Consider the following 11,300-nt stretch of genomic DNA (forward strand, 5'->3'; position numbering starts at 1 on the left):
GGAATAAACATGTTTGAAATGGAAAATACGATGATTGGTCGTGGCCGTGATGCAATTGACATGATTGTTGACGAAAACTCCTTTGATGAAAATAAAATCGGTGCTTATGAATTTGAGGTGGATTATGGTCCAGGTTCAGTAGTAGGGACAGCTGTGCTAGAAGGTGAAACTGTTACTATTATTGCCAATGATGCTATGGCCTTCAATGACCGCTTCCCTGTTGTTTTTGGTGGGGTTATTGGTCTTGAAGAAGGCTACAAAATGGCTACAGCTGTTTATAAAACTATTGAAACAGATAAAGATAAACCTCTAGCTGAAAAAAGACCTATCGTTTTAATCGTTGATACTCCGGGCAATGGTCCAGGAAAAATGGAAGAAATTGCGGGGATGAATAAAGCGACAGGAGCCTATCAATTGGCTTTAGCTGAAGCAAGAAAAACTGGTCACCCTATTATTGCTATGGTAATTGGCCGTGCTATATCTGGTGCGTTCTTGTGTCATGGTTTACAAGCTGATGAGATTTTAGCATTGTCAAAAGATTTTGGCACTATGATTCACGTAATGCCTATTACTTCCGTTGCTCGTATTACAAAGATGGATATTGAACGACTAGAAGAATTATCAAAAGTGAATCCAGTGTTCGCACCTGGCGTAGACTTTTTCTATAACTTAGGTGGTGTAAAAGAAGTAGTAAACAACACCGAGGATATGCGCTCTGTTATTTCTAAACGCATAAAAGAAGTTCAGGAATTAAAAGCAGCCGGTGAAATTGAAAAATTAGGTCCATGGGGACGTGGACTTGATGGTTGTGAACGAGGTGGACGTACACATCGTATGGAAACAATCAAAAAAATGAATGAAGAGTTTGACGCGATTTCTGATAAGTATATTAATGCGTAATTTGCGCAATTAAAGTCAAAGGAAATCGGCGCGTATGAAAGATATTCTTTCAGAAATAAGTTCAATGGTTAGAATGTTTGGTTCATCCCCAACATTAGAAGAAATGCCTAGAAGAACTTTATTAGACAAAGGTATTGCTGGGCCTACAGCGGCTCATGTAATAGAAGAGGTTCATACACCTCTAAATTTAGCTTATTTAACATTTACTTCAGGATCATCTGCGTTTCAAAATATTGTTGGTATTACTCATGAAGAATTAGCTTTGCGAAAAGAAGCAGCTTTTAGGATTTTTAAGTTAGCTGGGCTTAAGCAAGACGATAAAGTTTTAGTAACATACCCACCATTAGTGAATGTATTTTCTGGTGATGCATTTAAGGAATATGGTCTTCAATGTGAATTTCTGATACGTTCAAGCCGAGATGCTTTTTTAGTATCTTTGTGTGAAGAGCAACCAGTTGCTATCATTGGTGAGTCATCATTTTTGCGTGTAGCTTTAGAAGATGCAAAGAAAATGGGGTTAGTTGATTTACTTCCTAAAAGAGTAAATATATTAACAGCGGGGACTCCATTAGATTTAGAATTGTTGCCTATTGCTGAAGAGGTTTTGAATGCACAGGTATTTGACTTATATGGCTGTCAAGAATTTGGCTGGTTATGTTGTAATGGTGTACCTGTTCGAGATGATATTACTTTAGTAAAGTCATCTAGCAAGAAAGAACAAGATTTCTTTGAAGTTGTTGTGGGTGGTCTCCCAACGGGTGATAGCTTCCCAGTTTCAAATAATGGGCACATTTGTAATTCTGATGGAAAAATAATTACTTATCGTCGAGAGCGTACGTATCCTGAATATGAAGTTGTTGTAAGAGCCACTACATTAAGTTCGGCGACCACAATACAACGAGTAGCCAGAAGTATCTTACGAATTAAAGGACGTATTGTGAAAGTAAGTCCTCATGTTAAAGTGAATTCAGAAGAAACTGTCTTGGAACTTTGTTTAGATCCGTATGCAATGGAGTCTTCAAATGATCAAATTATTATCCAAGGAAAGGATAAGACGAAATTGTTTGATGATTTAGTAAGCTCGCAAGTTAATTATCAACAGAAAGCAAAAAAAGATCCAACATGGATAAAAAGAAAATAAAAAGACACAATTTAGTCTTTATTTCTGATGAAGCAAAGCAAAAAATTTTGGTAGATTTTAAAGATAATCCTGATTATCAATTATTAGAAGAACTTTTTGAGGGGCCTATTGACACTCCAGGTTTTATAAGAAGACCCGATAGTGTTATTGACAATGATTGCATATCTTTGGGCTTCGTTCATTCTAGTCGATATAATGGGAAAAGATTTCGTTTTGGAGTTGAAATTTTAAAAAAGCATGCAGTTGCTTTGTTAACTCCTTATGATGTGTTTGAACAATATATACGTAAAGATGTATTAGATGATGCCTCTTATTTATATATATATCTTAAACAAATTAAAGACTTGGCTAAAGTATATAACGTGAAGTTGGGGATATTAGGATCCATAAGCTTAGAATTAATTACTGGACGCTCATATACAGATGAGAATTCAGATATTGATTTATTAGTTAGTCCTGCGCCTTATGAAACTTTACAACAATTTTATAAAGAGGCTAATGCATTAAATAAAACGATTAATCTTGATTTGGAAGTGGATCTACCAAATGGCTTCGGAGTGAAACTAACTGAAGTATTTATGGAAACCAGCATGGTGCTTGGAAAAAGTTTAAATGAAGTTAAATTATTATATCGATCAGAAATCGAGAAGTTTTTAGTATAAGTAATACAAAAGGAGAATTTATTATGGAAATCAAATCTCGTGTACCAGGAAAAATCGTTCGTATTGAAAAAGAAGTTGGCGAAAAAGTTGCAGTTCGTGACGTATTAATCGTTATGGAAGCTATGAAAATGAAACAATTAGTGCCATCTCCAGTAGAAGGCGTTGTAAAAGAATATAAAGTTCAACCTGGTGACCGTGTAAGTGCAGGTCAAGTTGTAGCAATTGTTGAATAATATGTAATTTTGTTTTGGTTATCTCCGCTCTTAGCAGTGGAGATAACCATTATGCTATGGGGTGATATTATGATTATCAATGGTGTAGCTTTATTAGCATTTTGTTACTTAGCCGGTATTTTTTTAGGTGATATATTAGGTGTTGCATTAGGGGTAAAAGCTAATGTAGGTGGCGTAGGTTTTGCTATGCTATTACTAATAATTCTGTCTAATAAAGGGATCGATGCAGGTTGGCTTGATAAAAAGGGACAAGAAGGTATTGCGTTCTGGTCAGCAATGTATATTCCTATTGTTGTTGCTATGAGCTCAATTCAGAATGTTGCGGCAGCAATTTCTGGTGGGAGCGTAGCTATATTAGGTGGCGTATTAGGGGTTGTTTTTGGCTTTGTTTGTATTCCTGTGCTAAGTAAGATGGCGCCTAAAAAGAATTACTGGAGGTGTTTATTATGGATTTTATGACTATGCTAACCAATTTGTTAGTAAAAAATGGTTTGATTTTTGCTTTTTTACTAATCGGTATTACTAATTTAGTCGCCTATAAAGTTGCTGGTTTTTCTAAAGGCCGTATCCATGGATCTGCTGTAGCAATATTTCTTGGTCTAGTGCTTGCATATATAGGTGGTGGCTCTAAAGGTATTGCATCGATTCCATTATTTGCTGGTGTAGGTTTGATGGGTGGTGCAATGTTTAGAGACTTTGCAATTGTTTCAACTGCATTTGGCGCAGACTTAAGAGAGATAAAAAAAGTTGGGTTTGTAGGTGTACTTTCTCTAGTTTTTGGTTTAATTACATCTTGGATTGCAGGGGTTGCGATTGCTTATGCATTCGGTTACACTTCTGTTGTTGATTTATGTACTATTGGTGCGGGGGTTGCTACTTTTGTTGTGGGCCCAGTAACAGGAGCAGCTTTAGGAGCTTCTTCAGAAGTTATTGCTATATCTATAGCCGCAGGGGTTGTTAAGTCAGTTTTAGTTATGATTTTAACACCGGTTGTAGCGAAAATCGTTGGGATTGACAATCCACAATCTGCCATGGTGTTTGGTGGCATTATGGGAACGACATCAGGAACGGCAGCAGGTATTGCAGCTGTAGATCCTAAATTAGTTCCATATTGTGCTATGACAGCTACTTTCTATACAGGTTTTGGCTGTTTAACTTTCCCTTCCGTATTCTATTTATTGACTAAAGCTATTTTTGGTTAACTATTGGCTTAAAGGAGAGAGTTGGTTAGTCTGAATTTATAATATGAGGATAGTTGAAATGATAGATGATAGATTATATGAGAGGCAATTTTCTCCTTTAAGTTTTGATTTGGATAATGTCAGTCAATATTTAACACAAGCTATTTTATTGGAAGTTTGTACCCATCCAAAACCAGGTTTGGTAACAAAAAAATCTAATGGATCTCATAAAGATATGGATGTTTTTACATTTATGATGAGCTCGGCGGTTTTAAGTAAGGCCTTCAATGACCTTTATGTAATTGGGAAAAATTATAAAGGGCCGGTTACAGGCTTACTGAAAGAAATAAGAGCGTATGGTGTCGATGCTGAGAAAGAATTACTGCGAGTGACTTCTGGCATTAATACACAGCGCGGTATTTTGTTTGCCGGGGGCGTTTTAAGTGGTGCAGCTGGTTATATTAAAGGGCAGCAGTTTGAAGATGACAAATTAATACCTACTATAAGGGCAATGACTTTTAACTTGGTTGATAATGAACTAAAAGGTATTACAGGTAAAGGAAGTACAGCAGGCGAAAAGCTATATAATAAATATGGCATTACAGGGATTCGAGGAGAAGTAGCAGAGGGTTTTCCTAGTGTACTAGAGGTGGGGTTACCAGCGCTAGAGTTTGCACAAGAAAATGGTGCTACTATTAATGACTCACTGGTTCATACTTTAATAGCTTTGATGACATTGGTAGAAGATAGTAATGTTGTTTGGCGGACGGACTTTGATACCTTACAAATCATAAAGAATAAGGCTAAAGAAGTGTTAACTTTAGGTAGTGTTTTTTCGGAGAAAGGCCGTTCCTACATAAATCAGCTAGGCAATTATTGCGAAGAAAAGAATATTAGTCCAGGTGGATCGGCTGATTTGCTTTCAATCACAATCGCTTTATATTTAATGAAACATAAGTCTTTTGCTAGTAGGATTGATTGTTCTTCTAGCTTATAGAGAATTAATTTAATATCTTATCTAATATGAGAAAATACAATTTTGTGTTTTCTCTTTTTTATTTGGGTCATTATTGAAGGTCTTTATGTTAAAAGTGCATAGCTTTAATGTTATTGTAGATGGGCTTTTTAATACATTTTTGAAATTATCCCTTTTAAATTTGCCGTATATATCTGTTATTGATATAGTCGAGGAGTGTTTTTACCTTTCTTTGTATTATGTATACATGCTATAATTTACTTAACAACATATTGTCTTTCATAATAAGAAAATACATATTTGTATTATATATTTTGGTTTAAAGCATAATTGAGTTGGGCTAAGAGAATGTAAAAGGCAATACTTGAGATGACTACATATTAATTGCAGTTGCTATGATATTACTACGATAGATACAGTTTGAGAGGTTTGAGCTGTAAATATAATGTAGGCTCTAAAGGGTTAGAGCTATTTCTTTAGGAAGTTTTTTATAAAGAAAGAGGTCATGTATGCGTAAAGAACGGGATTTTTTAGGTGAATTAGAAGTTGCTGATGAGTTGTATTATGGTGTACAAACATTACGAGCTCTAGAAAACTTCAACATTACTGGCAAGCATTTAGACCATGATTTTATTCGTTCTATGGCGATGGTTAAGAAGGCCTGCGCACTAGCGAATATGAAAACAGGGCGCATGGATGAAACAATTGGCAATGTCATTGTTCGTGCTGCTGACGAAGTAATAGCGGGTGGCTTTATTGATCAATTCCCAGTAGATCCAATCCAAGGTGGCGCTGGCACGTCCTTCAATATGAATATGAATGAAGTGTTGGCAAATCGTGGCCTCGAATTATTAGGCCATCCAAAGGGAAGTTACGATATTATATCTCCAAACAATCATTGTAATATGGCGCAGTCTACTAATGACACATTCCCAACAGCTATTAAAGTATGTGCTATCTTAAAGAGCAAGCCTTTAATCGCAGCATTACAACGCCTAGTAGATGAATTAGAGCGTAAAGCAGAAGAGTATAAAGAAATCTTGAAGATGGGACGTACTCACTTACAAGATGCGGTGCCTATTACATTAGGTCAAGAAATGGGGGCTTATGCTTCTGGTATTCGCCGCGGCATTAAGCGTATTGAGTCTGCTATTGTAGCAGCCCACACAGTAAATATGGGGGCTACAGCTGTTGGTACGGGGCTTAATGCAGAGCCTAAATATATTCGCGATGTAGTAGGTGAATTGTCCGCTGTGGTAGGCGAAGAATTTTACACGGCTGAGAACTTAATTGATGCCACTAATAATACGGACATCTTTGCTGATATCTCTAGTGGTTTGAAGGTAACTGCACTAGTACTTATTAAAATGGCCAATGACTTCCGCCTTATGGCATCCGGCCCACGCTGTGGCATTGGGGAATTGAAATTGCCACCTCGTCAACCAGGTTCTAGTATTATGCCAGGTAAGGTAAACCCTGTTATTGCAGAAGTACTTAACCAAGTATGTTATCAAGTAGTATCTAATGATTTAGCGGTTACATTAGGGGTTGAAAACGGACAGTTTGAACTTAATGTAATGGAACCGGTGATTGCTTATAATCTATTTAACTCTATGTGTTACCTTAAAAATGGGGTAAATACATTTGTTGATAAACTATTAATTGACCTTGAAGTTGATCGCGAACGTTGCCAATACTGGTTAGATCGCAGTGTTGGTATTGTAACAGCTTTATTGCCACATATTGGTTATGAAAATACCTCAGCCTTGGCGAAGGAAGCGTATACTACAGGACGTTCTATTAAAGAGATTATATTGGAAAAAGGACTCTTGTCCGAAGCAGATATGAATCATATTTTATCTCCAGCTGAAATGACTAAACCAGGGATTGCCGGGGCAGACATTTTAAAAGCAAAGGGGAATTAAAATAGATTGGCAGAGCTAGCTTATAATACTGAGCTTAAGACTACAAGCTAGATTCTAGACCATATATGATGAAAAAACACCTTAATTAAGTATATATGTTAGCATTAGTACCTGGAATAGCTCGATGGCTAAGCTTGCTCTATACTGATTAAGGTATTTTTTGTTACTATTTATGCAATTTGTAAAATATATTGACTGATTATAAAAATATTTTGACAAAGCACATATACCATGATAGAATTATAAATTGCAAATGTACTTTGTTGAATGAATAAAACTAATCAATTATAATTCATTAGCGCTATTCTGGCAAGTACTAATTGATATGACTATAACACTGTTAGTGATGAAGGTAGATCTTCCAAGGTTGTGTTGACCAAAGGTGAAGCAAGGTTCAAAAAATAAAAGTAAGAGCCTTGCTTATTTTGTCATTGTGTCAACAGGAAAACTGAGACCTGGATATTTGTCTTGTGTCATACCGTTATAGAATAGAAGGTAAGCCAATTGAAATGAGGGGTGAAAGCTGGTATGTTCAAACCTGAGCAGGTAGGTAAGAGAACGCGTTATACCTATGCGAAGATTAACGAAGTTCTAGAAATGCCACATTTATTGGACGTGCAACGCAAGTCTTATGAGTGGTTTTTGGAGAGCGGTTTACAAAATATTTTTGACGATATTTCTCCGATTAAAGACAATTCAGGTAATTTAGTGCTTTCTTTTGAAGGTTTCAGCCTTGGAGAGCCAAAATACGATATTAACGAATGTAAAAACCGTGATGCTACATATGCAGCGCCATTGCGTGTTAACATCCGTTTAATTAACAATGACCCAGAAAACCAAGATATTAAAGAACAAGAAGTATTCATGGGCGATTTCCCATTGATGACTGAAACTGGTACTTTTATTATCAATGGTGCAGAACGTGTCATTGTATCTCAATTAGTTCGCTCCCCTGGTGTGTACTATACACGTGAAATCGATACAATGGGTAACCGTTTGTATGGTTCTACAGTGATTCCAAACCGCGGTGCTTGGATTGAGCTTGAAACTGATGCCAATGAAATGGTTGCAGTTCGTATTGACCGCAACCGTAAATTGCCAGCCACTGTACTTGTACGTGCTTTAGGTTGGAGCTCCAATGAATCTATTTTAGAATTATTCTGGAATGGTGAAGTTGATGAAGATGGCAATCGTGTATATGATGAACGCCTTGTTCGCACATTAGAAAAAGACACCACTCAATCTGCTGAAGAAGCATTGGTTGAGATTTATAAAAAATTACGTCCAGGCGAACCACCTACTGTGGAAAGTGCGCGTAATTTATTTGATAATTTATTCTTCGACGCTCGCCGTTATGATTTAGCGCGTGTAGGTCGTTATAAATTAAATAAAAAATTAGGCTGGCGCCAACGTATGCTTGGCCAGACTTTGGCACAACCAATTGTGGACCAAGAAACTGGTGAAGTCATTGTTGATGCAGGCACACTTATGACTGAAGACCAACTCGATGTAGTGGCAAACAGCGGTGTGTTCAGCGGTGAAGGTTTTGCTGAGTTCTATGTACAAGATGGTGAAGGCTCTTCCTTCAAAGTGATTTGCAATAACTGCAATCTTCCATTTGAACATCGCACAGTAACTCGCGAAGACATGATTGCTAACATTAGCTATTTATTAAACTTAATGGATGGTGTAGGTCATGTGGATGATATTGACCATTTAGGCAATCGTCGCTTACGTTGCGTAGGTGAACTTCTTCAAAACCAATTCCGCATTGGTTTAACTCGTATGGAACGTGTTGTAAAAGAGCGTATGACAATTCAAGACAATACGCAAATTACACCACAAGCTTTGATTAACATTCGCCCTGTAGTAGCTGCGATTAAGGAATTCTTTGGTTCCTCCCAGTTGTCTCAGTTCATGGACCAAACAAATCCATTAGGCGAATTAACTCATAAACGTCGTCTATCGGCCCTTGGCCCTGGTGGTTTATCTCGTGAGCGTGCAGGCTTCGAAGTTCGTGACGTGCATCACTCTCACTATGGTCGTATGTGTCCAATCGAAACACCAGAAGGTCCTAACATCGGTTTGATTTCTTCCTTGTCTAACTATGCGAAAGTTAACGAGTTTGGTTTCATTGAAGCGCCATATCGTAAAGTTGAAAAGATTTATGGCACTGGCGATGAAGCTAACAAAGTGATTCGCGTACAAGTAAGTGATCAAGTTGTATATATGACAGCTGATGAAGAAGAAGGCATGACTATTGCGCAGGCTAACTCTGAACTTGATGCAGATGGCAACTTCGTATCCAGCCATATTGCTTGTCGTCGTGGTCATGAAGTCCTTGAAGTAGCACCTGAAAAAGTTGACTACATGGACGTTAGCCCTAAAGAAGTTGTATCTATTGGTACAGCAATGATTCCATTCCTTGAAAATGACGATGCTAACCGTGCCTTGATGGGTGCGAACATGCAGCGCCAAGCTGTGCCACTTCTTCGTGCCCAAGCTCCGCTTGTTGGTACTGGCATGGAATACAAGGCAGCTTGCGACTCCGGCGTGTGCGTACTTGCTAAAGAAGCAGGCGTTGTCACTCGTTGTTGGGGTAATGAAATTCATGTAACTCGCGATAATGGTCGCATTGATGTTTACAAATTAAATAAATTCTTACGTTCTAACCAATCTACTTGCTTCAACCAAAAACCAATCGTTTTTGCTGGCGACCGCGTAGTAAAAGGCCAGGTTCTTGCTGATGGTCCTGCTACTGATGGTGGCGAATTAGCATTGGGCTTCAACGTACTCGTTGCGTTCATGCCTTGGGAAGGTTATAACTACGAGGATGCGATTCTTCTTAGTGAAGAACTTTGTAAAGAAGATATTTATACTTCTATTCATATTGAAGAATACGAATGTGATGCTCGTGACACTAAATTAGGTGCTGAAGAAATCACTCGTGAATTGCCAAATACTGGTGATGATAATCTTCGTAATCTCGATGAAGATGGTATTATCTGCATCGGTGCAGAAGTTCATCCAGGGGATATTTTAGTAGGTAAAGTAACTCCTAAAGGGGAAACTGAGCTTACACCAGAAGAACGTTTACTTCGTGCTATCTTTGGTGACAAAGAACGCGAAGTGCGTGACACATCCTTACGTGTTCCACATGGTGAATCCGGTAAAATTGTAGACGTAAAAGTCTTCACTCGTGAAAATGGCGATGAATTACAACCAGGCGTAAACAAACTCGTTCGTGTATATATTGCGCAAAAACGTAAAATCCACGAAGGTGACAAAATGGCAGGTCGTCATGGTAACAAGGGTGTTGTATCCCGTGTTATGTGTCAAGAAGATATGCCATTTTTACCAGATGGCACTCCAGTACAAATCGTATTGAACCCATTGGGCGTACCATCTCGTATGAACATCGGTCAGGTTCTTGAAACTCACCTTGGCTTTGCAGTACAAGGCTTAGGTATGCAAATTAAAGCAACTGACCTAAAAATTCAAAATGTATTGAACCAAGCTAAAACAGATAGCCGTTATTGGGACAATATTGATCGAATTAAAGAACTCTTCACAGAAATTGGTGCTTTAAAAGCTAAAATTGCTGAAAATGTAACTGTATCTCACTTAGATATTGATGCAGAAATTAATATGCGCCGTGAAGAAGCCTTGGACTTAATCTTAGCAGAAGCTGAACGTCAATTAGGCACTCTTGGTGGTCGTGCTCGCTACGATGAATTAAAAGCGATTGAAAAATCTTATAGCGATAAAGAAATTGAATTCTTTGATGAAGAGGAAGAAGCACCAGAAATGGAAGAAGCTCTTCAAGAAGAATTGAAGACTATTTCGTCAGTAGTAAATATTATTGACTCCATTGAAACAGCGCGCGTTAAACGTTCTGAAATCCGCAAAGATCTTGAGGCCTTTGGCTATGACTTTGAAACCTATGGCATGCCAAAACCAGATGTAGCTGGTATCCATATTGCTACACCAGTATTTGACGGTGCTCATGAAAGTGATGTATTTAATACATTGCGCATTGCTGGTAAAAATGATGATGGTAAAACAGTTCTTTATGATGGCCGTACAGGGGAACCAATGGATAACAAAGTTACTGTAGGTTACGTGTACATGTTAAAACTCCATCACTTGGTAGATGATAAGATCCATGCTCGTTCAACCGGTCCGTACTCCTTAGTAACGCAACAACCACTTGGCGGTAAAGCTCAATTCGGTGGTCAGCGTTTCGGTGAAATGGAAGTTTGGGCACTTGAAGCTTATGGTG

9 protein-coding genes are annotated in these 11,300 nt (G+C 37.9%); all 9 read left to right on the top strand.

What is annotated here, in order from left to right; all coding sequences use genetic code 11:
* The first annotated feature begins 9 nt into the window (after positions 1 to 9).
* Positions 10 to 900: a biotin-independent malonate decarboxylase subunit gamma gene (gene mdcE, locus QZR90_RS08405; RefSeq protein ID WP_295790826.1), complete on the top strand. Its 891-nt coding sequence runs from the start codon at positions 10 to 12 to the stop codon at positions 898 to 900.
* A gap of 34 nt (positions 901 to 934) precedes the next feature.
* The gene (locus tag QZR90_RS08410) at positions 935 to 2,041 is read left to right on the top strand and encodes an AMP-binding protein (protein ID WP_295790828.1); all 1,107 of its coding nucleotides are present in this window, start codon (positions 935 to 937) and stop codon (positions 2,039 to 2,041) included.
* Positions 2,023 to 2,703, top strand: a complete 681-nt coding sequence (locus QZR90_RS08415; RefSeq protein WP_295790830.1) for a phosphoribosyl-dephospho-CoA transferase MdcG domain-containing protein — start codon at positions 2,023 to 2,025, stop codon at positions 2,701 to 2,703. The genes QZR90_RS08410 and QZR90_RS08415 overlap by 19 nt, the downstream gene beginning before the upstream one ends.
* Before the next feature lie 23 nt (positions 2,704 to 2,726).
* Complete coding sequence (locus QZR90_RS08420) at positions 2,727 to 2,936, top strand: acetyl-CoA carboxylase biotin carboxyl carrier protein subunit (protein ID WP_295790832.1); 210 nt, start codon at positions 2,727 to 2,729, stop codon at positions 2,934 to 2,936.
* Between the two features lie 9 nt (positions 2,937 to 2,945).
* Positions 2,946 to 3,395 carry a malonate transporter subunit MadL gene (gene madL / locus QZR90_RS08425; RefSeq protein ID WP_295790835.1) on the top strand — a complete coding sequence of 150 codons (450 nt, stop codon included), beginning with the start codon at positions 2,946 to 2,948 and terminating at the stop codon, positions 3,393 to 3,395.
* A complete protein-coding gene (madM, locus tag QZR90_RS08430) occupies positions 3,383 to 4,138 on the top strand; it encodes a malonate transporter subunit MadM (protein WP_295790838.1) in 756 nt (251 codons plus the stop codon). Before madL ends, madM begins: the two co-directional genes overlap by 13 nt.
* Positions 4,139 to 4,196: 58 nt before the next feature.
* The gene (locus tag QZR90_RS08435) at positions 4,197 to 5,114 is read left to right on the top strand and encodes a triphosphoribosyl-dephospho-CoA synthase (protein ID WP_295790840.1); all 918 of its coding nucleotides are present in this window, start codon (positions 4,197 to 4,199) and stop codon (positions 5,112 to 5,114) included.
* Positions 5,115 to 5,602: 488 nt separating this feature from the next.
* The gene (locus QZR90_RS08440) at positions 5,603 to 7,018 is read left to right on the top strand and encodes an aspartate ammonia-lyase (RefSeq protein WP_295790843.1); all 1,416 of its coding nucleotides are present in this window, start codon (positions 5,603 to 5,605) and stop codon (positions 7,016 to 7,018) included.
* A 528-nt stretch (positions 7,019 to 7,546) separates the two neighbouring features.
* The coding region (rpoB, locus tag QZR90_RS08445) for a DNA-directed RNA polymerase subunit beta (protein ID WP_295790847.1) at positions 7,547 to 11,300 on the top strand (3,754 nt) is incomplete at its 3' end.

Source organism: uncultured Veillonella sp., from assembly GCF_900545795.1.
Classification (GTDB): Bacteria; Bacillota; Negativicutes; order Veillonellales; family Veillonellaceae; genus Veillonella_A.

Bases quoted from the DNA above. Each gene is read 5' to 3' on its own strand.
- mdcE (WP_295790826.1), top strand. From the start codon at position 10: ATGTTTGAAATGGAAAATACGATGATTGGTCGTGGCCGTGATGCAATT.
- QZR90_RS08410 (WP_295790828.1), top strand. From the start codon at position 935: ATGAAAGATATTCTTTCAGAAATAAGTTCAATGGTTAGAATGTTTGGT.
- QZR90_RS08415 (WP_295790830.1), top strand. From the start codon at position 2,023: ATGGATAAAAAGAAAATAAAAAGACACAATTTAGTCTTTATTTCTGAT.
- QZR90_RS08420 (WP_295790832.1), top strand. From the start codon at position 2,727: ATGGAAATCAAATCTCGTGTACCAGGAAAAATCGTTCGTATTGAAAAA.
- madM (WP_295790838.1), top strand. From the start codon at position 3,383: ATGGATTTTATGACTATGCTAACCAATTTGTTAGTAAAAAATGGTTTG.
- QZR90_RS08435 (WP_295790840.1), top strand. From the start codon at position 4,197: ATGATAGATGATAGATTATATGAGAGGCAATTTTCTCCTTTAAGTTTT.
- QZR90_RS08440 (WP_295790843.1), top strand. From the start codon at position 5,603: ATGCGTAAAGAACGGGATTTTTTAGGTGAATTAGAAGTTGCTGATGAG.